General features: G+C 45.3%; 25 protein-coding genes. 9 read left to right on the top strand and 16 right to left on the bottom strand.

Annotated features, from left to right (window positions below):
• Nucleotides 1–5: 5 nt before the first annotated feature.
• Nucleotides 6–1112 (bottom strand): ribosome small subunit-dependent GTPase A, encoded by a 1107-nt coding sequence (gene rsgA, locus NOM90_RS10470; RefSeq protein WP_255941810.1) that lies wholly within the window; start codon nucleotides 1110–1112, stop codon nucleotides 6–8.
• A gap of 542 nt (nucleotides 1113–1654) precedes the next feature.
• Here rsgA and NOM90_RS10465 point away from each other — a divergent pair.
• Together NOM90_RS10465 and NOM90_RS10460 are read left to right on the top strand one after the other, a co-directional pair.
• Nucleotides 1655–2662 carry a YpdA family putative bacillithiol disulfide reductase gene (locus NOM90_RS10465; RefSeq protein WP_255941809.1) on the top strand — a complete coding sequence of 336 codons (1008 nt, stop codon included), beginning with the start codon at nucleotides 1655–1657 and terminating at the stop codon, nucleotides 2660–2662.
• A 93-nt stretch (nucleotides 2663–2755) separates the two neighbouring features.
• A complete protein-coding gene (locus NOM90_RS10460) occupies nucleotides 2756–3262 on the top strand; it encodes an ADP-heptose synthase (RefSeq protein ID WP_255941808.1) in 507 nt (168 codons plus the stop codon).
• 62 nt (nucleotides 3263–3324) lie between these two features.
• Here the strand turns inward: NOM90_RS10460 and NOM90_RS10455 are convergent, their stop codons facing one another.
• On the bottom strand, nucleotides 3325–3618 hold the full coding sequence (locus NOM90_RS10455; protein ID WP_255941806.1) for a HesB/YadR/YfhF family protein: 294 nt from the start codon (nucleotides 3616–3618) through the stop codon (nucleotides 3325–3327).
• A gap of 217 nt (nucleotides 3619–3835) precedes the next feature.
• Here NOM90_RS10455 and NOM90_RS10450 point away from each other — a divergent pair, with 217 nt between their 5' ends.
• The 3 genes from NOM90_RS10450 to NOM90_RS10440 all read left to right on the top strand — a co-directional run bounded on the left by NOM90_RS10450 (nucleotide 3836) and on the right by NOM90_RS10440 (nucleotide 8036).
• On the top strand, nucleotides 3836–3967 hold the full coding sequence (locus NOM90_RS10450) for a hypothetical protein (RefSeq protein WP_255941805.1): 132 nt from the start codon (nucleotides 3836–3838) through the stop codon (nucleotides 3965–3967).
• Nucleotides 3968–4138: 171 nt separating this feature from the next.
• Nucleotides 4139–5911, top strand: coding sequence for an ABC transporter ATP-binding protein (locus NOM90_RS10445; RefSeq protein WP_255941803.1), 1773 nt, complete (start codon nucleotides 4139–4141; stop codon nucleotides 5909–5911).
• On the top strand, nucleotides 5901–8036 hold the full coding sequence (locus NOM90_RS10440; protein WP_255941802.1) for an ABC transporter ATP-binding protein: 2136 nt from the start codon (nucleotides 5901–5903) through the stop codon (nucleotides 8034–8036). The genes NOM90_RS10445 and NOM90_RS10440 overlap by 11 nt, the downstream gene beginning before the upstream one ends.
• Before the next feature lie 117 nt (nucleotides 8037–8153).
• Here the strand turns inward: NOM90_RS10440 and NOM90_RS10435 are convergent, their stop codons facing one another.
• The 3 genes from NOM90_RS10435 to argS all read right to left on the bottom strand — a co-directional run bounded on the left by NOM90_RS10435 (nucleotide 8154) and on the right by argS (nucleotide 12448).
• Nucleotides 8154–9083 carry an S-layer homology domain-containing protein gene (locus NOM90_RS10435; protein WP_255941801.1) on the bottom strand — a complete coding sequence of 310 codons (930 nt, stop codon included), beginning with the start codon at nucleotides 9081–9083 and terminating at the stop codon, nucleotides 8154–8156.
• 134 nt (nucleotides 9084–9217) lie between these two features.
• Complete coding sequence (bcaP, locus tag NOM90_RS10430) at nucleotides 9218–10621, bottom strand: branched-chain amino acid transporter BcaP (RefSeq protein WP_255941800.1); 1404 nt, start codon at nucleotides 10619–10621, stop codon at nucleotides 9218–9220.
• Nucleotides 10622–10768: 147 nt separating this feature from the next.
• Nucleotides 10769–12448, bottom strand: coding sequence for an arginine--tRNA ligase (argS, locus tag NOM90_RS10425; protein ID WP_255941799.1), 1680 nt, complete (start codon nucleotides 12446–12448; stop codon nucleotides 10769–10771).
• Between the two features lie 559 nt (nucleotides 12449–13007).
• On the opposite strand from argS, the gene NOM90_RS10420 reads away from it, so the two are divergent.
• The 3 genes from NOM90_RS10420 to NOM90_RS10410 all read left to right on the top strand — a co-directional run bounded on the left by NOM90_RS10420 (nucleotide 13008) and on the right by NOM90_RS10410 (nucleotide 16229).
• Entirely contained in the window at nucleotides 13008–14327 is a 1320-nt protein-coding gene (locus NOM90_RS10420) for an ABC transporter substrate-binding protein (protein WP_255941798.1), read from the top strand.
• A gap of 82 nt (nucleotides 14328–14409) precedes the next feature.
• Complete coding sequence (locus NOM90_RS10415; protein WP_255941796.1) at nucleotides 14410–15357, top strand: carbohydrate ABC transporter permease; 948 nt, start codon at nucleotides 14410–14412, stop codon at nucleotides 15355–15357.
• Nucleotides 15357–16229 carry a carbohydrate ABC transporter permease gene (locus NOM90_RS10410; protein ID WP_255941794.1) on the top strand — a complete coding sequence of 291 codons (873 nt, stop codon included), beginning with the start codon at nucleotides 15357–15359 and terminating at the stop codon, nucleotides 16227–16229. Before NOM90_RS10415 ends, NOM90_RS10410 begins: the two co-directional genes overlap by 1 nt.
• Nucleotides 16230–16295: 66 nt before the next feature.
• On the opposite strand, the gene NOM90_RS10405 is transcribed toward NOM90_RS10410, so the two are convergent.
• The 8 genes from NOM90_RS10405 to NOM90_RS10370 form a co-directional block, all read right to left on the bottom strand.
• Nucleotides 16296–16640, bottom strand: coding sequence for a four-helix bundle copper-binding protein (locus NOM90_RS10405; RefSeq protein ID WP_255941792.1), 345 nt, complete (start codon nucleotides 16638–16640; stop codon nucleotides 16296–16298).
• 99 nt (nucleotides 16641–16739) lie between these two features.
• Nucleotides 16740–17714 (bottom strand): CobW family GTP-binding protein, encoded by a 975-nt coding sequence (locus NOM90_RS10400; protein WP_255941791.1) that lies wholly within the window; start codon nucleotides 17712–17714, stop codon nucleotides 16740–16742.
• 25 nt (nucleotides 17715–17739) lie between these two features.
• A complete protein-coding gene (locus NOM90_RS10395) occupies nucleotides 17740–18744 on the bottom strand; it encodes an acrylyl-CoA reductase family protein (RefSeq protein WP_255941790.1) in 1005 nt (334 codons plus the stop codon).
• A gap of 76 nt (nucleotides 18745–18820) precedes the next feature.
• Entirely contained in the window at nucleotides 18821–20293 is a 1473-nt protein-coding gene (locus NOM90_RS10390; protein ID WP_255941789.1) for a nicotinate phosphoribosyltransferase, read from the bottom strand.
• 95 nt (nucleotides 20294–20388) lie between these two features.
• Nucleotides 20389–20946 (bottom strand): cysteine hydrolase family protein, encoded by a 558-nt coding sequence (locus NOM90_RS10385; protein WP_255941788.1) that lies wholly within the window; start codon nucleotides 20944–20946, stop codon nucleotides 20389–20391.
• An 18-nt stretch (nucleotides 20947–20964) separates the two neighbouring features.
• Nucleotides 20965–21750: an NUDIX hydrolase gene (locus NOM90_RS10380; protein WP_370866587.1), complete on the bottom strand. Its 786-nt coding sequence runs from the start codon at nucleotides 21748–21750 to the stop codon at nucleotides 20965–20967.
• Nucleotides 21751–21818: 68 nt separating this feature from the next.
• The gene (locus NOM90_RS10375; RefSeq protein ID WP_255941786.1) at nucleotides 21819–22853 is read right to left on the bottom strand and encodes a GNAT family N-acetyltransferase; all 1035 of its coding nucleotides are present in this window, start codon (nucleotides 22851–22853) and stop codon (nucleotides 21819–21821) included.
• Nucleotides 22854–22940: 87 nt separating this feature from the next.
• Nucleotides 22941–23387 carry a YlbF/YmcA family competence regulator gene (locus tag NOM90_RS10370; RefSeq protein WP_255941785.1) on the bottom strand — a complete coding sequence of 149 codons (447 nt, stop codon included), beginning with the start codon at nucleotides 23385–23387 and terminating at the stop codon, nucleotides 22941–22943.
• Between the two features lie 186 nt (nucleotides 23388–23573).
• Here NOM90_RS10370 and NOM90_RS10365 point away from each other — a divergent pair, with 186 nt between their 5' ends.
• Entirely contained in the window at nucleotides 23574–24644 is a 1071-nt protein-coding gene (locus NOM90_RS10365) for a transglutaminase domain-containing protein (RefSeq protein WP_255941784.1), read from the top strand.
• A 100-nt stretch (nucleotides 24645–24744) separates the two neighbouring features.
• Here NOM90_RS10365 and pduL read toward each other — a convergent pair whose 3' ends face one another.
• The 3 genes from pduL to NOM90_RS10350 all read right to left on the bottom strand — a co-directional run bounded on the left by pduL (nucleotide 24745) and on the right by NOM90_RS10350 (nucleotide 26790).
• Nucleotides 24745–25317: a phosphate propanoyltransferase gene (pduL, locus tag NOM90_RS10360; RefSeq protein WP_255941783.1), complete on the bottom strand. Its 573-nt coding sequence runs from the start codon at nucleotides 25315–25317 to the stop codon at nucleotides 24745–24747.
• A gap of 225 nt (nucleotides 25318–25542) precedes the next feature.
• A complete protein-coding gene (locus NOM90_RS10355) occupies nucleotides 25543–25803 on the bottom strand; it encodes a stage V sporulation protein S (RefSeq protein ID WP_255941782.1) in 261 nt (86 codons plus the stop codon).
• 189 nt (nucleotides 25804–25992) lie between these two features.
• Nucleotides 25993–26790, bottom strand: coding sequence for a TIGR00282 family metallophosphoesterase (locus NOM90_RS10350; RefSeq protein ID WP_255941781.1), 798 nt, complete (start codon nucleotides 26788–26790; stop codon nucleotides 25993–25995).
• Nucleotides 26791–26821: the final 31 nt, after the last annotated feature.

Raw genomic sequence — 26821 nt, 5'->3', positions numbered from 1 at the left:
TCTGATTACTCTTCATTTAACCAGCTTTTATCGCGTCTTTGTTTCTTTTGATTTTGTCTATGACTTCCACCTTGTCGCTCCGTAAAGGAGCGGCTTTTTTCTTTGCGCTCCAAAAACTTTTGCTCGCGTTGTGTTTTGCGGTAGCTGTTTAGACGTTCTTCAAGCAATTCTCCTTGATCGATCGCTTCTTTTACCGCACAGCCTTCTTCTTGATGATGGGTACAATCGCGGAACTTGCAATGTTGAGCCAAAGTGTCGATCTCGGAAAATGTTCCTTTGATCCCGTCTTCTTCGCCGTCCCATAATTGAAGCTCTCGCATTCCCGGCGTATCGATCAAAATTCCTCCGTGTGGCATTTCAAACATTTGACGATGTGTAGTCGTATGACGTCCGCGGCTATCGTCCTCTCGGATATCGCTAGTGCGCTGCACTTCTTTTCCAATCAACGCATTCGTTAAAGTCGATTTGCCGCATCCAGAAGTCCCGGTTAATGCACAGCTTCGAAAATCGCTGAAATAATGAGCAAGTTCATCAATTCCTTCTCCAGTTTGTGCACTTACGATATGAACCGGGATGCCAGGCGCAATCAGCGATACATCATTCAAGGCTTGAAGACGAAAATCAGGATCACATAAATCCGCTTTGCTTAATACGATAACGGGCTGCGTGCCTGAGTTCCAAGCCATAATTAAATAACGTTCGAGACGACGTAAATTCAAATCCAGATTCAGCGAGGTTACGATAAATAAAATATCGATATTGGTTGCGATAATTTGTTCCCGAACTGGAGTACCCGCAGCTTTGCGAGAAATTTTGCTACGACGCGGGAGTACACCATGAATTCGGGCTTTAGATTCGCCGGGAAAAAGTTCTGCCGCTAACCAATCGCCGACAGCCGGAATTTCTGCTCCAGCTTCAATCGCATGTCTTAGCTTGCCGCTATATTCAGCGATACATTCGCCTTTGTCTGTAGCGACTTTAAATTGTTGTCCAAAATCGGCAGTCATCCGAACAGGAACCCAGCCTGAGTGTTGATAATCCGTAAGATCCCATATCTTTTGCCAATGAGTGTCCCAACCATAAGTAAAAGGGAATTGTTGTGTTAAGTTCATTTTGCCTCCGAATAAATAGAATTTGGGTGATTTAAAACTAGACGACGACATTCTCCCCAATTTTCTTTTTCCGGAAAATCGCGCAAAAAAAGCCGGGGAGAAACCTCTCCCCGGCTGCCTATGCCTGTAGCAAAATCGACCGCATTTCAACTCGCGGTTCACATTTTGAATATAAAGCAGGCAGCATTCGTCAGCGATCCGCTACGAAGTGCCTGACTTTTTCAACCTTGCTTCGCAAGCTTAAAAAGTACAATCCGTTCGTTTCGCTGACTTTGGAGAGAGCATACAACTGTTCGATTTCTGATTTAAAATTCTCATTGCTCATCTCTCCCTTCGTCTGCGTTTGTCCATCATTCTAGAGTAGTGCAAAAAAGATTGTCAAGCTTTTTTCACAAATGATAAGGGTAAGGGTCATCTAGCGTTGGACGAAGTCTATGCTTTGCGCGATAATAGATAAGCATGCCGTTTGTGCGATACAAGCGGATCATCTAGGAAATTCAAGCATCAAGATTGACATCGATCAAGGAGGAAATTCAAAAATTATGGAAAAAGAAGACGTACTCATTATCGGCGCAGGCCCATGCGGATTGTCCACCGCTATCGAATGTGGACGACGCGGGTTGTCGGTTCGAATTATTGAAAAACATAACGTTGTTCATTCAATCTATTTGTATCCAACCAATATGCAGTTTTTTAGTACGGCTGAGTTACTGGAGATTGGGGATGTTCCTTTTACTTCGCCTAACGAAAAACCATTCCGTCATGAAGCTCTAGCCTACTACCGAAAAGTAGCCGCTCGGTACGATCTACGCATTTCGTCTTACGAAGAAGCGTTATCGATCCAGCCTCAAGCAGACGGAAGTTTTTATGTTGAAACTTGCGATCGCGCCGGAAATAAACACGAATATACCGCAGGTAGCGTCGTCGTTTCGACTGGATATTTCGACCATCCCAACGAACTGGGTATTCCCGGCGAAGATAAAGAAAAAGTCACGCATTATTTCCGCGAAGCGCATCCTTATGCAGGAATGAATGTCGCGATCGTTGGCGGAAGCAACTCAGCTGTAGATGCTGCCCTTGAACTGGTTCGCGTAGGCGCAAAAATCGATATGGTCTATCGCCGAACTGAAATTTCTCAGCATATCAAGCCGTGGGTACGCCCCGTATTCGAAGGTTTGATTGCAAAAGGCAAAATCAAATTGCATCTTGGCTCGAAATTGACGGAAATTGGCGAAGATTACGTAGGAATTCAAGGACCTGAAAGCGAGTCTCGGATTCCAAACGATTTTGTATTAGCGATGACTGGATTTAGACCCGACCGTAAATTGCTGACTGAAGCCGGAGCACAAATGTCTGACGATCTCGACAAACCGGTCTTCGATCCAGAAACGATGGAAACCGGTGTACCTGGTCTCTACGTTGCTGGTGTTATTGCGTCCGGGCGTAATGCAAACGAAGTGTTTATCGAAAGCGGACGTCTGCATGGAGGTCTGATTGCAACGCATATCGCCAAGCAAGCAAAAGACAGAGAAAACGGGGTAAAAAGCTGATTTCATTGTCCGATTATGCTATACTTCCCACATATCGGATTTGGCAAGGATCATAGCTTATGTCAAACCTTGCCGCTAGGAGGACCGCTACTTATGTCTCAACGTTTTGTCATTGAAGCCGTTATGGTCGCGATCTACGGGCAATTGCTCTCGGCGAACCGTCCGGTCGAATATATTGTTCCGTATACGACTGTATTGGAGCTTTACGAATTCGAAGAAGGTGCGGAGCCGCTGATGAATGAACCTGGCGACGACCAACATGTAAAAACCAAAGTCAAAGAGCTGATCGCTTATTTCGAAGAGCCTTTGAATAAGAAAAAAATTCAAAAAGCACTTACGATTCCGTGGGCAAAAAGTGCACCCATTTTGCTCGGCGATCAGATCAAACTGAGCATCATCAATGCTGTCGATAATGCGCATTACGGCGAATTATTCGACCCGATCGAGACCGAAGTATTGCTTTCTTCGCTCAAAGAAGAAGCACCGGTGTTAACCGATCAACTCGAAATGATTCAACGCATCATTTCGGCGTCTGTACCGATTCAAGTATTCGATATCGATGATTTCGAATTTGCGCTAGAAGGTACAGCTCATCTGTAAGATTGTTCTCATATGGAGTTAAACAAAAAGGAACGCGCCTGATTGGCACGCTCCTTTTTGTTTTATTCTTGTTCGTAAGCGTACAAAATATCGTCATGCTCCGGCAGGTAAGTTACATTCAGGCGATAACCTTCCAAATACCATAGATCTTTTTCTTCCATGTAGAAGGTGATGCCTTCTGAAGATTGCGTCAGACCCGGATTGTTTGGCGTCTCGGTCGCAATCCCGAGCGAAAATCCCGGATGAATCTCGCTAGTGTTGCTATATCTGGCATAGAAACGAATATAGTCACCCGATTCCAACCCTAGTTCTTTTTTGTACCAATCCGCAGCTTGCTGTGTCACATTAAGACTCATCTTCGGTTTCCTCCTTCGTATTGCTTCTGTTTCTTTATCATACCTCAGAATATTTCTTGGGACAAATCGTGAGTTTATCCTTATCTATTTGATGCTTTGTTCACATTTCAGTCACAATCTAAAACTTTTTCGTTGACTTTTTCTGAAAGTCGATGCTAAAATCGGAAGCATACGAGATCATTTTGCGATTTTAAAAAATTTGGAAGGAGTGAATTCGATGTCTACGTTCAAGAAAATGTTGGTTATGCCTATCCCTGCTTTGGCTGGTTCGTTGCAAACCTTTTCTAAACTTCATATCGATGAAGCTTCTGTCCGACATTTGTCGACCTGCGCGCTCAGAACCGTGTAACTTCTGAGCTTCGCCTCGATCAAATGAATAGTTATGGCGACAGGCTTTGTCTACCTTGTCCGCCTTATGAATCGTTTTCTAAGCATATCGCGCACTGCGATATGCTTTTTTTGCGGTTTTTCGCAAAATGAGTTGGTAAATCTATCGTAAACGAAGAAAGGAAGTGATGGAATGTTTTCTGTCCTTCGCAATCTAGGCTGGTTTTTCCAGCAAGAAAAAAGACGCTATCTGATCGGGATCTTCTTCCTTGTGATCGTTGGCGTCATCGAACTTCTGCCTCCAAGAATTATCGGTATCGCTGTAGACGATATTGCAGGCGGTCTAATTACTCCGCAACGTTTGTTTATGTATGTAGGCGGTATCATCGGGTTACTTGTTCTGCTTTACGGTATTACGTACATATGGATGCGTCAATTATTTGGCGGCTCCAATCTGGTTGAACGTCTGCTGCGTAGTCGCTTTATGGCACATCTACTCAGAATGACACCTCCATTTTTCGAACGGAATCGCACAGGCGACTTGATGGCACGTGCAACCAACGATTTGCGTGCTGTAGCCATGACTGCCGGATTCGGAATGCTTACGCTGACTGATTCGACTCTATTTTTATTGACTGTTTTGCTCGCAATGGGCTTTATCGTCAGTTGGAAATTGACCTTAGCCGCGTTAATCCCGTTACCTTTTATCGCGATCGGAATGAGTATTTACGGTAAAATCATTCACCAACGTTATACGTTGGCTCAAGATTCTTTCGGCGATATGAACGACCAAGTGTTGGAGTCTGTAGCCGGAATTCGCGTGATTCGTGCTTATGTGCAAGAACGTCATGATGAGAAGCGGTTTTCCGATATTACAAACGATGTATACAAAAAGAATCTGGCTGTCGCACGTGTCGACGCTGTATTCGAACCGTATATTCGGTTATGCGTCGGGCTTAGTTATCTGATCGGTCTTGCGTACGGTATCTACCTTGTGTTTCGCAGTGAACTGACTCTCGGCGATCTCGTGACCTTCAATATGTATCTGGGTATGATGATTTGGCCGATGTTTGCAATCGGTGAGCTGATTAATATCATGCAACGCGGCGGAGCTTCGCTTGATCGCGTGAACGAAGTCTTATTTACCAAAGCAGATATCGAAGATGTGGAAAATCCAAGCGATATTGCAGCTCCTGATACGATTGAATTCAAAGACGTAACGTTCCGGTATCCGTCTTCGACAGTCGATAATCTGGAACAAGTCAGTCTGAAATTACGCGCAGGGCAAACTTTAGGCGTCGTTGGCCGTACAGGTAGCGGTAAATCTACGTTATTGAAGCAACTTTTGCATGAGTATCCGCTGGGTACCGGTGAAATTCTGCTTGCGGATACGCCGATCCAGTCGCTGAGCAAAGATCGACTGCATAGTTGGATCGGTTATGTTCCGCAAGAGCAAATCTTGTTCTCGAAAACGGTTCGCGAAAATATCCAATACGGTAAATCGAATGCCAATGAAGACGAAATTATGGAATCGATTCGCACCGCAGCTTTTGAAGGCGATCTGGAAACGTTATCTGACGGACTGGAAACCAAGGTTGGCGAACGAGGCGTTTCATTATCGGGCGGTCAAAAACAGCGTGTATCGCTTGCCCGTGCCTTTATTGCGGAGCCTCAAATTTTGATCTTGGATGACGCTCTTTCTGCTGTCGATGCTCGCACCGAAGCTCGGATCATTCAAAATATTCGCCAAAAACGTGCCGGCAAAACGACATTGATCTCTACCCACCGCTTGTCTGCCGTCGAACATGCCGACCATATCGTCGTACTGGAAAAAGGACGTATTGTCGAAGAAGGTACACACGCTGAGTTGATCGCTCAAAACGGCTGGTACCGCGAGCAGTTCGAACGACAACAAGTGGAATCTAATCTCTCCTCCGAGGAGGTGCAACACAATCATGACGTATAATGACGAGTCTAACGAAACTCTGCCTGCAACACCGAAAAAACAAACGGCGCGAAGATTGTTCAAGTATGCGTTAAATTCCAAAGGAACATTTATCGCGGCTATGATCGCTTTGGCGATTGGCGTCGGTGCCGAACTTGCCAGCCCTTTTATCGCCAAAATGATGATTGATGATCATATGATGGGGATTGAAAATCCGCATTATCAGACGAATCAAGACAGTGAAGATGCTGTCGCTTACCAAGGTACGTATTACAAGCGCGGAGATCGATTTGCAGCTGACGAGCCACGCGGCGAAGAAGTGCGTATTTTACAAGTCGGTCGTAACTTCGTCTTTGTCGACGAACCGGTTACGGTACCTGAAGGCGATCGTAGCTTTGAAAATGGAACGTTATCGATCCAGACCAATCAAGGAACCGATACGTATCCTGCACAAGTGTTGTCCAAGCAACAATTATTTGACTTTTATACTCCGGAAATTCCGGGTATCATTCGTCTCGTGATGTTCTATCTGCTATTCTTGGCGATCTCTATCGTTATGGAATTCGGGAAAACGTATTGGCTTCAATCGTCCGCGAATCGAGTTATCCAAAAACTTCGTCTGGATCTGTACGCCCATATTCAGCGTCTTCCGGTGAACTTTTTCGATAATTTACCTGCGGGTAAAGTCGTTTCCCGTATCACCAATGATACCGAAGCAGTGAAAGATTTGTTTATTGCAGTCTTGTCGAACTTCACGACAGGTATCGTGTATATTACAGGCATCTATGTCGCTCTGTTTATTCTCGATCCAAGACTTGCCGCGGTATCTTTGTTTATTGTACCTCTAATTATCTTGTGGATTTATCTGTATCGTAAAGTCGCAACCAAATACAATACCATCATTCGTTCAAGACTCAGCGAATTGAATGCGATTATCAACGAATCGATTCAAGGCATGTCGATCATTCGGGTATTCCGCCGCGAAAAACAAACGGAAGCTGAATTTGAAGAATTGAACGGCGACTATTTGAAGCATCAAAATAAAATGCTGAATCTGAACTCGTTCACGTCTCACAACTTGGTTAACGTGTTACGCAATCTATCGTTTACCGTCGTCATTTGGTATTTTGGTTCTTCGACGATTGATGGAGCCGCTTCGATTATCTCACTTGGTGCTTTATATGCGTTTGTCGATATTCTCGGTCGTCTGTTCCAACCGATTACCGGCATGGTCAATCAATTGGCAGCATTGGATTCCGCGATGGTATCGGCAGGTCGCGTCTTCGAGTTATTGGATGAAAAAGGCGAACCGGTTACTGACGGCAGTATGCCGCGTTATCAAGGTAACGTCGTATTCGATAACGTATCGTTTGCTTACAACAAAGATTATGTTTTGAAAAACATCTCGCTTGAAGCGAAGCAAGGACAGACCGTAGCACTTGTCGGACATACGGGTTCCGGTAAAAGTTCGATTATCAACTTACTATTCCGCTTCTATGATCCGCAAAAAGGTTCAATCACGATCGACGGTCAAAGCGTACGCGATCTGCCGAAACAATATATCCGTCATCATATGGGGATTGTTCTACAAGATCCGTATCTATTCACAGGAACGATTGCTTCGAATGTCAGTCTCGGTGACGAACGGATTAGCCGTGAACGGGTTGAACAAGCTCTGAAAGAAGTAGGCGCTGATAAAATTTTGGCGGATCTTCCAAAAGGGTTCGACGAACCCGTGATCGAAAAAGGTAGTACCTTGTCGGCAGGTCAACGTCAATTGATTTCATTTGCCCGCGCTCTTGCTTTCGATCCGGCAATTTTGATCTTGGATGAAGCGACGGCAAATATCGATACGGAGACCGAAGCGTTGATCCAATCGGCGCTTAATGTCTTAAAACAAGGACGTACTACCTTTGTGATCGCTCACCGATTATCGACAATCCGCAGTGCCGATCAGATTCTTGTCTTGCATCGCGGTGAAATCGTTGAACGCGGTAGCCACGACGAATTGATGGCTGTAGGCGGTCGCTATTTCCAAATGTATCAGCTGCAACAAGGCGGCGGCGACTCTATCGCTCCCGTCACAGGCAAGCCGGAATCCGGCTTTGAAGCTCGACCTGCTTTTGGCGGCGTAAAAGGAAATTAATCCTTTTTCGCTTGCCTCTCCTTCCTATATGTTCTCAAGCTATAATAAACGCACAAAAAAAGCGCTCCGAAATTCGGAGCGCTTTTCTTTTTCCATATCGATTCCAAGTCTATTGAATTATTTCAACAACTTTGCATCTGAAGAAGGTGCTTCTCCGCCTACTAGCTCAGCTACAACTTCAGAAGGTGTGCCTGTCAAGTAAGTGGATGCTTCAGCTTCGGTAATGACTTGCGGATACATCATGTTCGGATCTGGTTTTGTAATCGTATAATGTACAGTCGCTTTGTTCCCTGCGTACTTTACATCTTCAATTTTCAGACCGTATCCCGGATTTGGAAGCGAAACTTTCAACGTTGCTTTAACTCGACCGTCGTTTTCTTGCGCCGTCATCACAGTCACGTCTGTTTCCTCCGTTTCTTCTCCGCCGGTATTACTTTTCATTTTTTCTACGAATTCAACCGCATTGTAGACCATTTCTGCCGCTTCCATACGCGTGATCGGTTCTTGCGGACGGAATTCGCCGCCTGGAGAAATAATGCGCATATTACCCAGAATTTGAATCGCGCCGAAATGATCGCCTGTAAATTCTTTTTCGTCATCGAAGAAGATATACATTTTAGTCGTTGGATATTGACCGGTTGTATTAATTCCTTCGAGCAATAGACTTGCGAAAGCTTCACGTGTCATTTTTGCATTAACGGAATCTTTTTTTGTAACGGTTTCGATTTTGTTATGCAGTGCTGCTTCATAAGCTGGCGCATACCAAGCATTGTTGTTGAAAGAAGCTTCCGGCATATAATCAACACCTGGATTTACTTTCAGATCAAACGCATTGACGATCAATTGAATCGCTTGAGCATTCGTCAGATCCAGCGATGGAGCGAATAAATCTTTGCCAATGCCTTTCATGATGCCTTTGTCTTGAAGAGTTTGAGCGATTTTCGCGCTGTCATCATTTTGAATATCGCTAAATGCTGACGCCGAAGCGGCGAACGCGAACGATCCTGCCATTACCAGAGCTGCACAAGCTTTAATTGTCTTTTTCATGGGTAGGTCACCTCTTTGTTTATTTTCTGTTTCTCATATTCCCAGACGCCATAAGTTTGAAAAAGGTTGCAGAAAGATTCGACAAAAAAACCTCTCCACACGATGTGAAGAGGTTTTGACTTTATTTTTTCGACTTATTTAGAGACACGATCCGGGTTAAGATGACTATGTTTACGGCCATATAGGAAGTAGACAGCCAAACCGATCGCTAACCAGATAATGAAGGTAAACCAAGTCAATGCTTGAAGTTGGAACATCAAATATACACAACCGATCGCACTCAAGATTGGAATCAACGGAACCAGAGGAACACGGAATCCACGTTTCAGATCAGGCTGACTGCGGCGAAGTACAATAATGCCTAGACTCACGACAGTAAAGGCAAACAATGTGCCGATATTCGTCAATTGAGCCAAATGATCCAAAGGAATCAATCCAGCGAAAAAGGCGATGATGATCGAAGAAATCCAGGTACCGGTCGCTGGCGTTCCGCTTTTTTTGCTTACTTTGGAGAATACGGAACCCAGCAGACCATCGCGGGACATCGAATAAAGCAAACGAGTCTGTCCGTACATCATCACCAGCAATACGGTTGTAATCCCTGTAATCGCACCTAACGAAACGATCCAAGCAATACCGTTCATATTCACGAATTCAAGCGCGAATGCCACCGGATCGCTCACGTTCAACATTTGATAAGGAACCATGCCTGTCAAAATAAGCGACACCACAATATAAAGGACGGTACAAATCGCTAATGAAGCAATGATACCGATCGGCAGATCGCGTTGAGGTCTTTTGACTTCTTCGGCTGCTGTAGATACCGCGTCAAATCCGATATAAGCAAAAAATACCGTTGCCGCGCCCGCTGCCACGCCGCTAAATCCAAACGGCAAGAACGGTTCCCAGTTGTCGGGTTTGACATAGAACACGCCTACGCCGATAAAGATAAATACGACAATCAACTTGATCGCAACCATGATCCCGTTGGCTCTTGATGCTTCTTTAATGCCGCGAGTCAACAAAGTTGCAATGATCAATGTAATGATGACGGCTGTAATATCGATAACCGTCCCTTTTTCCGGATTAAATGCTCCGGTAAGAGCTTGCGGCAGATGAACACCAATCCCTGATAACAGACTTTGGAAATAACCAGACCAACCGCTGGCTACAGCAGCGCTGGCAAATCCGTATTCCAAAATCAAATCCCATCCGAGTAGGAAAGCTACAACTTCACCGAATGTCGTATAGCTGTACGTATACGCGCTGCCCGACGCCGGCACGCTCGAAGCGAACTCCGAGTAACAAAGTGCTGCGAATGCACAAATGATGCCTGCCAGTAAAAAAGATAAGACCAGGCCCGGGCCTGCATACTTTGCTGCGGCAACTCCTGTTAATACGAAGATCCCTGTACCAATAATGGCGCCAACGCCAAGGGTCGTTAAATCCAAAGGCCCAAGCACTCGTTTCAAATTACTTTCACTCGATTCAATCGGTTTTCTTCTAAATAAAGACGATTGCTTTTTTATAAGACCCATATCCAAAACCCTTTCCGTTGTGAGGTTAAATAACATATTAAAATTATCTTAAACCTCAACTACGAAAAACTACAAAATCCGACATTTTACCGCGTTAAATTATTGAACATTTCATCCTTTAACGCGGTGAAACGTTTTGATTGCTTATTAAATTTCTTGCGGAGAACGAATTCCTAATAAGGTTAACGCCCAATTCAGACGCATCGCAGTAAGCTGTGTCAGCTTGAGCCGAATCTGTTTGTCAGCAGCCTCGGCACTCAATACTTTATTATAATGATAGAAACGGTTGAACAATTTGGCGATATCCAGCGCATAACGTGCGATAACAGACGGTTCTTGGCGTTGCAATCCACGATTCAGTTCTATCTCGTAATCGCCCAGCCGCTTCAGCAGTTCCCAAGAAGCTTCATCCCACGTATAAGTTCCTACAGCTTGGTCAAGTTCTTGCTTGTTCTCGATTTGATTAGCTTTCCGCAACACACTACATGCGCGAGCATGCGTGTACTGCACATAAGGTCCCGTTTCCCCTTCGAACTGCACCGCTTCTTCAATCGAAAAATTGATTTCGCCGATCCGGTTGTTTTTCAGATCGCCGAAGATAATGGCTCCGATTCCAACCGCTTCTGCAATATCTGCTTTGTTTTGCAATTGCGGATTTTTTTGTTCGATAATCGCAGTTGCGCGAGATACCGCTTCGTCCAACACTTCTTCCAAAAAGACGACTTTGCCTTTACGCGTCGACATCTTTTTGCCTTCGAATTTCATCAATCCAAACGGAATATGCTGACATTGATCTGCCCATGCCCGCCCCATTTTTTGCAATACCGCAAATACTTGCCGGAAATGTAGCGTCTGCTCCGCGCCTACGACATAAAGAAGCTTATCTGCTTTTAACACGTCATGCCGATAGATTGCCGTTGCCAGATCCCGCGTCGGGTAAATCGTCGTTCCATCGGATTTGAGAATCAGACAAGGCGGCATGTCTTGGTTCTCTAAACGTACAACCTGCGCACCTTCACTTTCTTCCAGCAACCCTTGTTGCTGAAGTTCTTCGACGACCGCTGTCATTTTGTCATTGTAAAAACTTTCGCCAAGTACTTTATCGAACGAGACGCAAAGGCGTTCATACATGCGGTCGAATTCTTTCATACTCACATCGACAAAATACCGCCATAACCGAAGCGCTTCTTCATCGCTTTGTTCGAGTCTACGGAACCAATCCCGTGCTTCGATCTCAAGCGTTGGATCTTGATCGGTTTCTTCATGGAAACGTACATATAACGCTAGCGACTCCCGGATCGGCGAAGCATTTAGACGTTCTTCGTTCCCCCACCGCTTGTAAGCTGTAATTTGCTTCCCGAACTGTGTTCCCCAATCGCCCAAATGATTGACACTGATTGTCTTGTACCCTGCTTCCTTGTACATCCGGTACAAAGCTGCGCCAATAACGGTCGAACGCAGATGCCCAACCCCAAAAGGCTTCGCGATATTCGGCGAAGACATATCGATCACGACAGTTTCTCCATTCGGTGAAGCGGTATGCCCTTCGGCTTGTAGAAGTAACTTCGCTGCATAAGCACCGCGATCCAGCCGGAAGTTCACGTAAGCTCCTTCCGCAACAGCTTCTATTGTCTGATTTTGAAATTGTGCTGATAATTCTGTTGCGATCTGCTGTGGAGCTTTGCGTAGACTTTTTGCAAGGACAAAACAAGGAAAAGCAAAATCGCCAAGTTCCGAATTAGGCGGTAATTCTAACATCTTCTCTGCGGTTCCGACTTCCCATTTCAATAAATTATCCAATTGCTCGCCGATTTGTATCATACTCATGTTAATTCCTCCTCAATATGCAATGAAAAAAGCGCGCAAAAAAGCCCTCGCCTCATAAAGAGACGAGAGCTTGAATTCCCGCGGTACCACTCTTGTAGATGAACTGCATTTTATTAAAATGCAAGGTTCGATCCCCTCGATCAACGATAACGGTGTTAATTCCGGTCGATGCTACGCAGTATATCCGCTTCCATTCAATCACGGATTAACCTTCATATCGACGTCTCCCAGGTGCGCTTCTCCGATAACTGCGTGTGTCGGCTTTCACCTTCCCGACTCGCTAACTGCCGCTTCTGTCTATTCGGATACTGTCCTGTTCACAGACCTTATTTCTTTTTGCTATTATAGAAGGCATATGACGAATAAGCAAGTCATTTTGGGTTTTCATTTTTTGCCTTTCCTTGTTTTCATTTGCAAAATTTATTTTTTTATCAATCTACACATAAAAAAGGTTCAAGTTAAGCTTCTCCGTTTAAAGTATACAAGCATAGCTGTGTCCAAATTGACTTATCCGTCAGCCATCTATGAATATACTTAATTTAGAGGAGGAGTCACCACTTTGAGAAAAAAATCTCTTTTTTATGCTTTCAGTTTGCTGTCTATCTCGTTTATTCTGATTCTTACCGCTTGTACCCCTCAATCTCGTTCTGCTTCTGGAACGCCTACAGCCGTCTCCGGCGAATCCGAAAAAGTGACCCTCGATTTTTGGACCTTTTGGGGTTCTGAAACAAGACGCCCGATTATCGAAAAAATCATCGAAGATTTTAATCAGTCTCAAGATCGCATTACAGTAAAGCATACATACCTTCCTTTCGGCGATATTTGGACCAAAAACTTAGCTTCGATCGCGGCAGGCAACCCTGCTGACGTCATTATCAATGATTACGCTGATGTCAATCTTCGCGCCAGCAAAAATCAAAATACCGATCTTTCGACGTATTTGGCAGAAAACAATATCGAAAATCGTTTTTACCCGGAATTATGGAAAAACGTACTTTATGAAGATAAAGCTTATGCACTCCCTTTCAATACCGATACGCGATTGCTGTATTACAACAAAAAAGCCTTTCAAGAAGCCGGGCTTGATCCCGAGCAACCTCCGCAAACTTGGGCGGAACTTGAAGAGTATGCACAAAAACTCGATAAAAAATCGGCAAACGGTTACGACCAAGTCGGCTTCTATCCGCTCTGGGGGGATTTCGGCGTCGATAGCTGGTTGATTAACGGCGATAACGGCAACGGTTATTTCAATGAGAACAACGAAGCCGTCATTAACACACCAGACAAAGCTTACACATTGACTTGGCTAAAATCCTGGCAAGATCGTCTCGGTAAACAAACGGTCGATGCGATGAAAGCTGATTTTGGTAGCGGAGTCAGCGATCCGTTTATTTCCGGTAAAGTCGCGATGTATATTCAGACCGGTACGTATAATACGCAGATCCAAGAATTCGGTCAAGATTTGGATATCGGCGTGGCTCAAATTCCGGAACGTGAAGCTGGATCGGGTCATTTCAGCAGCGGTGGCGGATTTGTCGTCGAGATTCCAAAAGGCGCAAAACACCCGGACGAAGCTTGGGAATTCATCAATTATTTGACGGATGTAGACGCACAAAAATATTGGGCGATCAAAAACTTCGATAACGTCGCAAATATCGAAGCGGCTGAAGATCCAGAAGCCAATGAAAACGCCATCTACAAAGCTTCGGTGGATAACCTTGCCGACACCAAAGTATTCCAGGTTCCGCTGAGCGCTTCGGGGTATAAAGACTTGATTAATCCGCATATGGACGCGGTATTTCTCGGTCAAGAAACACCCGAACAAGCACTTGCCGCCGCGGAAAAAGACGTACAAGCTTTGATCGAAAAAAATAAATAAGCTCAATCATGTTGCTTTTTAACAGCCGCTTCGGTATCTACCGGTAAGCGGCTCTCTTTTACCTTTCACAAGGAGGCTTACGATGACTAAAACACTCCGTACACCGGTGCCGAAAATAAAACGCAAAAAGTTATCCAGACTTGCGCGCCGTGAGGAGCTTCAAGGTTATTTGTTCATTTTGCCGTGGTTGGTTGGACTTTTTGGGATTACGTTATTCCCGATGCTGTTCTCTCTTTACGGCAGCTTTACCGATTATGATGTGACTTCGCGCATGAACATCGTAGGGCTGCGTAATTACGTCACTTTGTTTACGAACGATCCGCTTTTTTGGAAATCGCTTTATAACACGCTTTATTATGTCGCTCTTATGGTACCGCTGACTACAATCGGGTCGATTCTATTGGCTTTGATGCTCAATGAACGGATTGCCGGTATGCGCGTGTTTCGTACGATCTATTATTTGCCGGCGGTATTGTCGGGTGTCGGTGTTTATTTTTTGTGGATTCAATTGCTTAATCCGTCGACAGGTCTGATTAATACGCTGCTCGGCTGGATCGGGATTGCAGGTCCAGCTTGGTTAAGCGATCCGATGTGGACCAAACCTGCGATTATTATGATGAAAATGTGGAGTGTCGGCGGAGGAATGCTGCTGTATTTGGCAAGTCTTCAAGGCGTTCCTGCACAACTCTATGAATCTGCAAAATTGGACGGCGCTTCGGCTTTCCGACGGTTTTGGCATATTACATTACCGATGATCTCGCCTGTTATCTTTTTCGATGTGGTGACAAGCTTTATCGGCGGTTTTCAAATTTTCCAAGAAGGTTATGTCATGACCGATAGCGGTAACGGAGGACCTATGGGTTCCCTGCTGTTCTACAATCTATATATGTGGAATCAAGCATTCAAACTATTCAATATGGGTTATGCGATGGCAATGGCTTGGGTGCTGTTCGTGATCGTCTTGATCTTGACTTTGATCAATCTGCGAATGTCCAAGCGCTGGGTCTACTATGAAGGAGGCGAAGATTGATGCAGCAACCGCCGATCGACGCTTACAATGTTCGTGTACGCAAACGCCGACTTTCACTGCGCGACATTTTAGTATTTATTTTGCTTTCTGCGGGAAGTTTGCTGTTTTTGCTGCCACTTTGGTGGATGATTTCGACGTCGCTGAAGTCGCCGCAAGAAATCGCGCAGTACCCGCCGACTTTTATTCCGAATGAGTTTCATTTCGACAATTATCTGCATACGTGGCAAGCGGCTCCGTTCACGTTATATGCGTTTAACACGTTAATGCTCGCTTTTTTTGCGGTAGTCGGAAATGTGATCATGAATTCTTTTATCGCTTACGGATTTGCAAAGATCAAATTTCGGGGCAAACGATTTTGGTTCTCGGTACTGCTCGCCACAATGATGATTCCCGGATTCGTTACGTTGATTCCGCAATATGTCCTTTTTTCGAAGTTACATCTGGTCGGTACGTATTATCCGCTGATTATTCCGCAATTTCTCGGGAGTGCTTTTTATATCTTTATGTTGCGACAATTTTATCTAAGTATTCCCAAAGAACTGAGTGAAGCGGCAAAAATCGACGGAGCGAATCACCTGTATATCTGGGCGAGAATCGTGATTCCGTTATCCAAACCTGCGCTGGCTGCGATCGCGATTTTTGCTTTTAACGGGGCTTGGAACGATTTCCTCGGTCCTCTGCTATATGTAAACGACGAAGTGCTTTATACGCTGCAAATCGGCCTTCAATCGTTCCGCGGCAGCGTGCAGACCCAGTGGAATTATTTGATGGCGGGTTCGGTGATCGTATTGCTTCCTGTTATCGTGCTGTTTTTCATCTTCCAAAAGTATTTTATCGAAGGGATGAATTTGACAGCTGGAACAAAAGGGTAAACAAAAAAGACTGTCCCTCGCCTTCATACGGCGTACGGAACAGTCTTTTTTATATGAGGATATGGATCAAGCAGCTACGAGCACATTGCGGCAAATATCTGCGCATTCGCGGGATACTTTCACACAGTCTTGGCAATGTTCGTGCGGATGCTTCATACATTCGTCGGCGCAAGCGTCGCAAGCTTTGGCAACAAGCTCGCAAATCTCAGCGACATATGGGCTATTACGTGTCATTGCTTGAATCGCAATTCCGCACAAATCCGCACATTCCCGATACATTTTTAAACATTCGCGCAGTTCGAAAATATCAAGCCCTTTCAAACTCGAAACATAGCTAACGTTACAAACATTCATGCAACGGATGCAGGCGTCGATACATTCTTGGTATGTAGTCACGGTCGTGTGGGTCATGGGGTGTTCCTCCTAGTTGTGGGTTAAGGCTTTTTCAGCCTTCGATGATACCCATTACCCGAAAAATCACAAAAATGAAACCTTGACCGCCTACTTGCTTCAAGCCGTATATTCGCCGTTTTCCAAAGCTTGAAGTCGCTTGCGAAGCTTATCAGCCGAGAAATGTTCTCCGATAAATACCGCCATGTCTGCCATGTTTTCTTGCGGAGTCACTTTGATAAAATCCAATTCCCGAAACGCATATTGAAACAAGAATCGACTCGCCGTATCTGAAAAAGTCAGCAACCCTTTGGCACGGTAAATCTCGCGAGGCAATGTTGAAATCATCTGTTCAAACTGCTCGCTATCAATTGGCTGCGTAAAACGATGGGTATACGAAGTGACGTGTTGGTGCCCCGCTCCCGCCATAGTCAACCGTCCAGACGGCGTTTTTTGCAAGGAGCCTTGCTTCGAATAAGCTTCAGAAAATCCAGTACTTAATAGCTGCTCTGGATTCACTTCGCACCGAATAGCAGGAAGGATGGGCGCATATGGATTCCATTCTCCGATCATCTGCTCCAATTCGGCTTGCTCCTGTTCATTCACTCGATCTAGCTTATTCAATAGAATAACCGATGCGCAGCGAATCTGATCTTGCATCAACGCATACGTACGCCCTCCGCGGCTCCGGTTCATCTCAAGTAAATGAGCAGCGTCCGCGACCGTAATCAGACCTTGAATTTCGATCCCTGCGTACATCGCCGTCTCTGTCGCAGCGTCTAAGAGGTCAATAGGATTCGCGGCTCCTGTCGCTTCGATCACAATGACATCAGGAGCGTCACGCTCGACCAGCATCGCAAGTTCTCCGGCAAGATCTTCGCGCACCGTACAGCAGATACAACCGCCTAACAATTCTGCTGTCGGTACTTTGGTATCCACTAACATACCATCCAAATTCATATCGCCTAATTCATTGATAATGACTGCCGGCTTCAAGCCTTGTTCTTGCCAATAGGCGATCAGTCGTTGTAACAATGTCGTTTTGCCACTACCAAGAAATCCAGATAGTAAATAAACCGGAATGTTGGGATTCATGCTACACTCTCCTTCAAAACAAGCGTTAAGATTGAGCCGAGATCGTTACCAATTGTCGACCTACAGCTTGCCCTTTCAAAATACGTTCTAAAGCTTCCGGCAGTTGTTCTAACGTTACTTCATGTACGCCTTGTTCAAAGATTACATCCGGTTTCCAATCGGTCGCAAGCTTCTCCCATATCTTCAATCGCAGTGGCATCGGGCATTGTACCGAATCGATACCTGCCAATGTAACCCCGCGTAAAATAAACGGATGTACGCTTGTTGGGAAATCTCCGCCTCCCGTTAAGCCGGATAACGCGAGTACGCCTCGATATTTGATCTGTTTTAATCGTTCGCCTGTACCCGCTCCGCCGACAGGATCCACGATTGCTGACCAGAACCCTTTTCCAAGCGGGCCTTTAGACGGGCTTTGAGCTTCTTCTCGGGAAATGGTGTGGGAAGCGCCTAATTTTTTGAGCCAATCCCATTCTTGTTCTTTGCCGCTGCTTGCGGTCACTTCAAAGCCGAGTTTGGAAAAAATCGCGACCGCGACGCTTCCGACTCCGCCCGATGCTCCGGTTACGAGTACAGGTCCATTTTCCGGTGTAATTCCGGCACTCAAGATCGCATCGACTGACATCGCAGCAGTAAATCCGGCTGTTCCAAGAATCATGGCTTCGCGTAACGTCAACGACTCCGGCACTTTGACTAACCAATCGGCAGGCACACGGGCTTGCTGACTATATCCGCCAAAATGAGAAACGCCTAATCCATAACCCGTACATAATACGCGATCACCAATGGAAAAACGTGCGTCTTCCGAAGCGATCACTTCGCCCGCAAGATCAATTCCCGGAATAAACGGATAGTTCCGCACTACTTGTCCTTCTTTGATACTCGCCAACCCGTCTTTGTAGTTCACGTCCGAATAATGAACCTTCACCGTCACTTCACCTGGTGGTAGTTGCTCAGCATCTATCGTTTTTACCGTTCCGGTCACACGTTCATTACTTTCTTCTAACCAAAAAGCTTGAAATGATGCGTTCATAATGATCCTCCTTGTGGATGATGGAGTGTGTGTAAAAAAGCGAAATCTTCCGAAGAAGATTCCGCTTTGTCATCTGTTAATTTTCCGGCGTAACTTCGATTTCGTTTTCTTCCATATAACGATCAATCAGACCTTGTTTCAGCTGCCAAGCTTTTTCGCTAATATTCACGCGGTAAATCTCAGGATTCAGCTTACGCAAATATTGCGGCCAGAACAAGTTCAGCTGCGAGACATGATAATCACGAATCTCGTCAAGAGAAGGCAGTTCGTAGACTTGTTTACCGTCTTCAAAGATCGGAACCAACATCGGAATCGCTTCATAATTTTTCACATAACGTCGAATATACGTATGCAGTGGATTGAACAACTTCAGCCGCTTGCCTTCACGCGGTTCTTCTTCCTCAGGGAAACAGATATAATCGGCAATCGCTTTGCCTGTTCCTTGGTCGATAATCCGGTAGACGTCTTTTTTACCCGGCGTTGTAACTTTTTCCGGATTCGCTGAAATTTTGATCGTTGGCTGCATACTTCCGTCGACTTCACGTTCAACCAACTTATAGACGCCGCCCAGCGAAGGCTGATCGTGTGCGGTAATAAGCTGCGTACCTACGCCCCAAATATCAATTCGGGCATCTTGCGTTTTCAGCTCGGTAATCGTATTTTCGTCCAGATCGTTCGAAGCTACAATTTTCACATAATCAAGCCCGGCCGCGTCCAACATTTTGCGGGCTTCAATCGATAGATAAGCCAAGTCTCCGCTGTCCAAACGAATCGAGTTCAAGCGCTTGCCGCGTTCTTCGAGCTTTTTCGCTGTTTGAATGGCATGAGGCACGCCGCTTTGCAACGTATCGAATGTATCGACCAGCAAGGTGGAGCCGTCAGGCAAGACTTCCGCATAATTATCAAACGCTTCTTGTTCGCTGGCAAAACTTTGTACCCAAGAGTGAGCGTGTGTGCCTTTTGTCGGAATACCGAAACGTTTGCCTGCCATCATATTCGAAGTGGCATGGAATCCGGATACGTAAGCAGCTCGCGCTCCCCATACCGCTGCATCGGCTTCTTGAGCGCGGCGTGTACCGAACTCCAGCAAAATATCGCCGTCGGCAGCTTGCTTGATCCGAGCCGCTTTCGTTGCGATCAATGTCTGGAAGTTCATAAAGTTAAGCAATGCCGTCTCAACAAGCTGTGCTTCAAAAATCGTACCTTCAACCCGGATCAGTGGCTCGTTAGGAAATACGACTGCTCCTTCGCGCATGGAATGAACATGACCCGTAAAACGGAACGTCCGTAATTCTTCCAAAAAGCGCGGATCGTAATTTTCTTCTTGTTCCGACAGATAACGAATATCGTCGTCTTGAAAACGTAAACTCGAAATATAATGAACAATCCGCTCGAGCCCTGCAAAAACGCCATACCCATTCCCAAAAGGAAGGGAGCGGAAATAAGCTTCGAATACAGCACGATGCTTGTGTGTTCCGTTCATCCAATGCGCATACATCATATTGATCTGGTATTTATCTGTATGTAAAGCCATTCCAGTGGTTTCCATATTCTGATCTCCTCCGATACCGCTTCATAGACAACCGCGCAACCGAGATCGGCGCGCGGTCTGCCTTGCAGCAAATAAATGATGATTCCTCAAAGTTACCCATTTACCTGCCAGTTCGAAACGACTTCGGCTCCTAGACTGCTTTTAAAATGACCTAAAGCCCATTCATGACCGGCTGCATTGAAACTCGCCACTGCATCTTCATGTACCACAATCGAAAATCCCAAGTTGTACGCATCGACTGCGGTATGGAGCACACAAATATCGGTGCATACGCCTATAAGATGCAATTCCGTGATGCCTCGACTCCGTAGTCGTAACTCCAAATCCGTGCCAGCAAAAGCGCTATACCGGGTTTTATCCATCCAATAAATCTGCGATTGACGTTGTTCGTACGTATCGGCAAGCTGCCCGTATAATTCCCGTCCAGTCGTTCCTACGATATTGTGCGGTGGAAACAATGAACTTTCAGGGTGATAAGGATCATTCTTTTCATGAAGATCTACCGCCATTACGGTGTACTGATCATTTTGCACAAATTGCTTCGTCAACTCGACAATACGCTGCTCGATCTGAATTGCAGGGTCACCAACCGGTAAACTTCCATCTACAAAATCATTCGTATAATCGATCACGATTAAAGCTTTTGTCATAGGGATTCACGCTCCTGTCTACGAATAGATCGATAACCGTGGGACATTATCCAAAAAGCGATATAATTGTGCCGGACGCTGCGAATATTGATTCGAGCTAACCAAATGCCCTTGTTCGTCGCGAACTTCTTCCAAAATACCTTTTCGACTTCGCGTAGACGTAATCTTCCGAATAAAGTTCGGTTCTTCAAAGTCCGGTACGACAGCTTTGATAACTTGATAAAGTTCGCTCAGCGTAAATTCGTGCGGCAAAAATTTGCGAGCAATCGTCGTCTGAAGCATTTTTTCTTGAATTCTTCGGTAAGCTTCCGCAATGATATCGCGGTGGTCAAAACCTAGATCCAATTTTTCCAACGCTTCTTCAATCGTAAACAATCCGACTTCTTCGGCATCGTCTGCCGCTTGGCGTTTCTCCAATACTTCTTCTTCCACCAAAGCGAAAAAGGCGTGAGAGATAATCCAGCCGCGAGGATCTCTACCCGGATCGCTGTATACACTCAAATATTCCAAATGACGTCCAACCACGCCTGTTTCTTCTTTTAACTCACGTAATGCCGCTTCATGCAAAGATTCGTCATCCCGAGAAAATCCGCCGGGTAATGCCCACTTCCCTGCATAAGGCCAAGCACGGCGACGAATCAACATCACTCGAAGTTCGCGTAACGGAAGTGTTTTGGTTACCGTTTTGCGCTCACGCTTGGTCAATGTAAACATTACAATATCTGCCGGCGCTCCATCCGGAGTCCGATACTTTTTAACGTCATACTTTTTTTGTTCATCATGTTCGTTCATTCGCATCACCATCGCAGCCTTTGATAAATTGAAATTCAGGTAAGTTCCAAATATGATATTATCATTATGACACACTCATTTTATTTGTCAACCCTGTGTGGTAAATGGCAACCCATCTGATACAAATCTTCAGGTTCTCCATCTATAATCAAGGCTTCACGCATAATTCCTTCCAAATGAAATCCTAACGAGCGATACAATCGATAGGCTCTTTGATTCGAAGCTTGTACCGTCAATTCGGCACGTCGTAACCGTCTGCGTTCCGCCCACTCGAACATATTTTCGAACATTCGGCGACCTAGACTTTTTCCTGTATAAGACTCCAGGATTCCAATCACGACGTAAATCGTATGCTGATTGCGTCTGACTTTGCCTCCGGTCGCTTCCAAATAGCCGATTACTTCCCCATCGCTTTCCGCGATAAGCAGCAAGCAGTTGGAACTACGAAGTAAATAACGAATTTGCTCCAATTGATCCCCGTCAGTCATACGCCGCTCACCCGGTTCGTATAACATTGCGGTCGTCTCCAAATCCATCTTCTTTTTCATCGCAAGTAAATGTCGGCTATCTCCTAATTCGGCTCGCCTTACAATCACCTTAGGATCGATAGTCAACTTTTGCTGTGCGACTTTGCTTATTTCAAGTGATTCCATAATCAACGTATCTCGCGGGAATAAACCGTTATCGGCAGATCCTATAAAGGAACTCCCAGTCTGTTTATGATGCTGAGCAGCAAGAATTCGGAACCCGGCGTTCTGATAAGCAGAAAGCAGTTGAAGATCTTGACTATCCGTATAAGCAATCAGTCGCCGAATCCCTTGCTGCTTCGATAAGAAATCGACTTTTTTTATTAACCGTGTCAATATGTGAGGATCATTGGTCATTTCTCTGGTCGCCGCCACATATGGGATTTCAATTTCTTCTGCGCCGATCTGAACACAAGCCAGAGCAGCATGCACAGTTTCGTTTATGCGTATTGCCCACCACTGTGCTTCTTCTATCCACGCAGCGTTTTTTACTTCAAAATACGTTGAGGTTCGCAATTCGGTTGGCAGATCTTCAAGCTCAACTTGATATACCGGCGCTTCAGCTTCTTCAGTTCCTTTACGTTCCATACGTCCCGCCCTTTCTGGAATCGTGCTTGTTCTACCATAAGAAAAGACGCGGAATCAATTCCGCGCCTTGTTCGCTGTTACCGCCTTTTAACCGCAAGAAGAAGGGGGCGTATCCGCGCCTCTTTCGACTGCGATCTTCTCCGACACGGTACTATGAATCGCAGAAACGACCATTTGTAGCAAATCGTTAATCTCGACCTGACCTTCCTGATAATCGCTAACGATCGGAATGCCATCCAACTCGTCTTGTAAATCCTGCAACTCAGCTTCAATCTGACCTGCCATTTTCGCATTTTTCATCGCTTCGAACGCGACGACTTCTTTTTGCTTCTTTTTGATCGTGGTGATCAAATATTGGATTCGTTCATGCCCGTTAATCTGACGTTCCGCTTGTTGAAAAATCCGGACTTCTTCACTAGAGGAAATCAATCCTGCCAGTTCTTTCGTTTTATCTAAAATATCGCTACGATTCCAAGTGCGGGTCGGAGCGTTTAAGTTTTCAGCCGGGTGATCCGAATATTGATTCGTACTCATTGGTTTTGCTCCTCCTTTTATCAAATCAATAGGCGTAATAATCCTATACGTATACGGTAAAAAATTATATCATATTGCACCTGTTCATTCCATTAGTTTCCTGACGTAATCTTTTTGTAACGTAACGCGCGATTGTAAGGTATACTGTAGAGTACTGAGTTTATTCAGACCGAAGGAGGATCATTGTTGAAAAAGAAACGGATTATTTTGTATTTAGTGGCAACGTTAATCGGAGCTTCAGCAATTGCTTCTAGTGCACCTCAGACCGTATTTGCTGCTTCATCCGACACGTCAGTCATCTCTTCGATCACGTCGGCTTTTGAACAGAAAAAAACGACGCTGACGATCAACATGACGACAGCTCAACTTTCGCGGATTAACAGCTTGATTGATCGCGCGGCTCTGCAAGCGGATGCGTATGCTCGCTATACCCTGGATCGAGTCGATACACGTTATAGCACTCGCGGCTCGAAAGCGAATGTTCAACTGACCATTTCGTATCTGGAAAATAAGCAGCAAAGCGATTATGTGACTGCTCAAGCAAAAGCGACGTTGAAAACGATCGTTAAACCCGGTATGAGTCAAGAAGAAAAAGTCAAAGTGATCCATGATTATATCGTCAAACGTTTTGCTTACGACGAGTCGCTTACTTTTTATTCCGCTTATGATGGTCTAACCAAAGGCACTACGGTGTGTCAAGGTTATGCGTTGCTAGGGTATCGGATGCTTACGCTTGCCGGGATCGAAAACCGGATGGTTGAAGGCGCAGCCGGCGGACAAGCGCATGTCTGGAACAAAGTCAAAGTAAATGGCAACTGGTATAACCTCGATATGACTTGGGATGACCCAACACCGGATCGCAAAAACGAAGTCTCGTACTCGTATTATCTGGTGACCGACAAGTTGCTGGCGCGCGACCACACATGGAAAAGAACCGGAGTGCCTACGGCAACCGCCGATTATCGGACAGCACTTGCGAAAAAAGCGAAAACCAGTGCCAAGTATCGGAACTTGTTAAGCGCGATTGGCGGAGAAATGACGTATAGCACCGCTGCGCTTCAACAAAAAGTGCTGGCATCCATCGCAAAAGGCAAAAGCGATCTAACGGTTCAGCACGATTTTAACGTAGCTTCTCCTCAATTGGCTTTGGATCAAATTATGAAAGCTTGCCGCAAAACGACGATTAAAAATGTACGGTATGCGTACAAAGTTGCGGATAACGGGATCGCTACAGTTAAGTTTCTTTTTGATTACTGAAGTTGAGTGAAAAAGGATCGATTGCAACGCAAAAAAGCGGAGTTCTTCATAAGAAGAATTCCGCTTTTTCGGTATATCCTATAGACATGTAAAGTCTGGATTAGTCGATGATTTCAGCTGTATCGCCTGTTTTGGCAAGCACTGCATTTGCTTCATCCGTATCAATGTGCATATCGAGTGCGAACGAATCCGCAACACGTGCGATGACATTTTCAAACACAACGCCGCGATCGCCGCCGAAGCGAACTTTCAGCATTTGTTGATCTTGAATATCCCATTTTGCAGCATCGGATGTATGGAAGTGAATATGACGCGCCGCTACGATTACGCCTTCTTCGATTTGAACTTCGCCAGCAGGTCCTTTGAGCAAAATGCCTGGAGTTCCCGAAGTTTTACCGGATTCACGCACAGGAGCTTTTACGCCGAGTGCAAACGAATCGGTTTGCGAAATTTCAAGTTGAGTCGCTGGACGTGCCGGACCCAAAATACGAACTTTAGGGAACGAACTTTTGGAACCTACGACTTCAACAGTCTCATTCGCTGCGTATTGCCCCGGTTGCGAAAGAGCCTTCATTTCTGTCAGTTGGTATCCTTCTCCAAACAAAATTTCAACATGTTCTTGGCTAAGATGGATATGACGTGCGGACACGCCAACAGGTACGATTTTACTCATTTGGAAGTCACTCCTCTTATTCTCTATTGATGATGCAAACGTAACAAATCGAGTATTCGCCAATACTCGCATCTGCTTATTATACACCTTATTTTTCAAAAGAAAAAGGTCAGGGCTACGGTTATACGCTTTCATAGGTGTAAATGTTGTCATAACAACTAAAAGGAAATATAAAAAGGATTACTTTATACCTTTCGGCAAAAGTAATCCTTCTACTTCGTTCAACTATCTCGGTTCCACAATCAACTTAATTGCGGTTCGTTCTTCGCCGTCGATCACCACATCGGTAAAAGCAGGTATACAGATCAGATCGACGCCGCTGGGTGCAACAAAGCCTCTTGCAATTGCTACAGCTTTTACGGCTTGATTGAGTGCGCCCGCACCGATCGCTTGAAGCTCAGCAGCACCTTGTTCGCGAATTACACCTGCAAGCGCACCGGCAACAGAATTGGGATTCGACTTAGCAGAAACTTTTAATACATCCATTAGCCTGTACCTCCTCTGTGAAGAAGTGATAAAAGATCGCGCAACATATGAAATTAACAAAGCAGCAAGAAAAGCTTTGATCCCTGATTTGCTGTTTGATAATTATTCGCGGCACTTTCGCAAAATCCTTCTTTCTTCGAGTCAGAACGACAAAATATTACGAATCCTTTTAAAAAAGCTTACAAAATGCTATTCCATTCTCCATTCGTCTTCCATAATGCGAATTTTTTCAATTTTGCGAGCCCGTCCTGTATCTTCGTCGATATCGACGTACACGCCATGGAAATGCCATTTGCCATCTTCATCGACATTGAATCTCGAAGGCAATTGAGTCTTGAATCGATACAATACCCCTTCTTGCTGCATGCCCAAAATCCCGTCTCTTGGACCTACCATTCCGGCATCTGTCAAATACGCGGTACCGCCTGGCAAAATCCGATCATCGTTACTTTGCACATGGGTATGCGTACCGACGACAAGCGAAGCACGACCATCCAAATGCCAACCCATTGCAATCTTCTCCGATGTTGCTTCGGCATGAAAATCGACCAAAATACATTTGTGCTTACGTCTTAATTCATCGACAATCTCGTCTGCAGCGCGGAACGGGCAATCGATTGCCGGCAAAAAGGTACGACCCTGCAAGTTAACGAGCGCAAGTTCTTTGCCGCCAGCTTTGATGACCGTGTAACCGCGTCCCGGCGTTCCCGGAGCAAAGTTGGCTGGACGAACCATACGAGGTTCATCGTCGATAAATTCGAAAATCTCTTTGTTATCCCAAGTATGGTTGCCCATTGTGATGCCGTGTACGCCTTGTTCAAACAATTGTCTAGCGATCGAATGCGTGATTCCGCGTCCGGCTGCTGCATTTTCACCATTGGCAATAACGATATGAGGATTATATTTGGATTTCAAATAAGGCAATGTTTCTTTGACCGCGCGGCGGCCCGGGCTTCCGACGATATCGCCGATAAAGATCAATTTCATAGTTAGTCTCCTTCTCTATATAAACAAGAAG

The sequence above is a fragment of the Saccharibacillus sp. JS10 genome, from assembly GCF_024436065.1.
Classification (GTDB): Bacteria; Bacillota; Bacilli; order Paenibacillales; family Paenibacillaceae; genus Saccharibacillus.
Note: the sequence above shows the minus strand (reverse complement) of the source record. Positions and strands in the feature narration are given on the sequence as shown.

What these genes read in the sequence shown, in the direction of transcription:
- NOM90_RS10415 (WP_255941796.1), top strand. Translation starts at nt 14,410, where the DNA reads ATGACTAAAACACTCCGTACACCGGTGCCGAAAATAAAACGCAAAAAG.
- NOM90_RS10435 (WP_255941801.1), bottom strand. Translation starts at nt 9,083, where the DNA reads ATGAAAAAGACAATTAAAGCTTGTGCAGCTCTGGTAATGGCAGGATCG.
- argS (WP_255941799.1), bottom strand. Translation starts at nt 12,448, where the DNA reads ATGAGTATGATACAAATCGGCGAGCAATTGGATAATTTATTGAAATGG.
- bcaP (WP_255941800.1), bottom strand. Translation starts at nt 10,621, where the DNA reads ATGGGTCTTATAAAAAAGCAATCGTCTTTATTTAGAAGAAAACCGATT.
- NOM90_RS10385 (WP_255941788.1), bottom strand. Translation starts at nt 20,946, where the DNA reads ATGACAAAAGCTTTAATCGTGATCGATTATACGAATGATTTTGTAGAT.
- NOM90_RS10450 (WP_255941805.1), top strand. Translation starts at nt 3,836, where the DNA reads ATGTCTACGTTCAAGAAAATGTTGGTTATGCCTATCCCTGCTTTGGCT.
- NOM90_RS10445 (WP_255941803.1), top strand. Translation starts at nt 4,139, where the DNA reads ATGTTTTCTGTCCTTCGCAATCTAGGCTGGTTTTTCCAGCAAGAAAAA.
- rsgA (WP_255941810.1), bottom strand. Translation starts at nt 1,112, where the DNA reads ATGAACTTAACACAACAATTCCCTTTTACTTATGGTTGGGACACTCAT.
- NOM90_RS10455 (WP_255941806.1), bottom strand. Translation starts at nt 3,618, where the DNA reads ATGAGTCTTAATGTGACACAGCAAGCTGCGGATTGGTACAAAAAAGAA.
- NOM90_RS10400 (WP_255941791.1), bottom strand. Translation starts at nt 17,714, where the DNA reads ATGAATCCCAACATTCCGGTTTATTTACTATCTGGATTTCTTGGTAGT.
- NOM90_RS10440 (WP_255941802.1), top strand. Translation starts at nt 5,901, where the DNA reads ATGACGTATAATGACGAGTCTAACGAAACTCTGCCTGCAACACCGAAA.
- NOM90_RS10375 (WP_255941786.1), bottom strand. Translation starts at nt 22,853, where the DNA reads ATGGAACGTAAAGGAACTGAAGAAGCTGAAGCGCCGGTATATCAAGTT.
- NOM90_RS10410 (WP_255941794.1), top strand. Translation starts at nt 15,357, where the DNA reads ATGCAGCAACCGCCGATCGACGCTTACAATGTTCGTGTACGCAAACGC.
- NOM90_RS10355 (WP_255941782.1), bottom strand. Translation starts at nt 25,803, where the DNA reads ATGGATGTATTAAAAGTTTCTGCTAAGTCGAATCCCAATTCTGTTGCC.
- NOM90_RS10460 (WP_255941808.1), top strand. Translation starts at nt 2,756, where the DNA reads ATGTCTCAACGTTTTGTCATTGAAGCCGTTATGGTCGCGATCTACGGG.
- NOM90_RS10380 (WP_370866587.1), bottom strand. Translation starts at nt 21,750, where the DNA reads ATGGTGATGCGAATGAACGAACATGATGAACAAAAAAAGTATGACGTT.
- NOM90_RS10350 (WP_255941781.1), bottom strand. Translation starts at nt 26,790, where the DNA reads ATGAAATTGATCTTTATCGGCGATATCGTCGGAAGCCCGGGCCGCCGC.
- pduL (WP_255941783.1), bottom strand. Translation starts at nt 25,317, where the DNA reads ATGAGTAAAATCGTACCTGTTGGCGTGTCCGCACGTCATATCCATCTT.
- NOM90_RS10395 (WP_255941790.1), bottom strand. Translation starts at nt 18,744, where the DNA reads ATGAACGCATCATTTCAAGCTTTTTGGTTAGAAGAAAGTAATGAACGT.
- NOM90_RS10405 (WP_255941792.1), bottom strand. Translation starts at nt 16,640, where the DNA reads ATGACCCACACGACCGTGACTACATACCAAGAATGTATCGACGCCTGC.
- NOM90_RS10370 (WP_255941785.1), bottom strand. Translation starts at nt 23,387, where the DNA reads ATGAGTACGAATCAATATTCGGATCACCCGGCTGAAAACTTAAACGCT.
- NOM90_RS10390 (WP_255941789.1), bottom strand. Translation starts at nt 20,293, where the DNA reads ATGGAAACCACTGGAATGGCTTTACATACAGATAAATACCAGATCAAT.
- NOM90_RS10465 (WP_255941809.1), top strand. Translation starts at nt 1,655, where the DNA reads ATGGAAAAAGAAGACGTACTCATTATCGGCGCAGGCCCATGCGGATTG.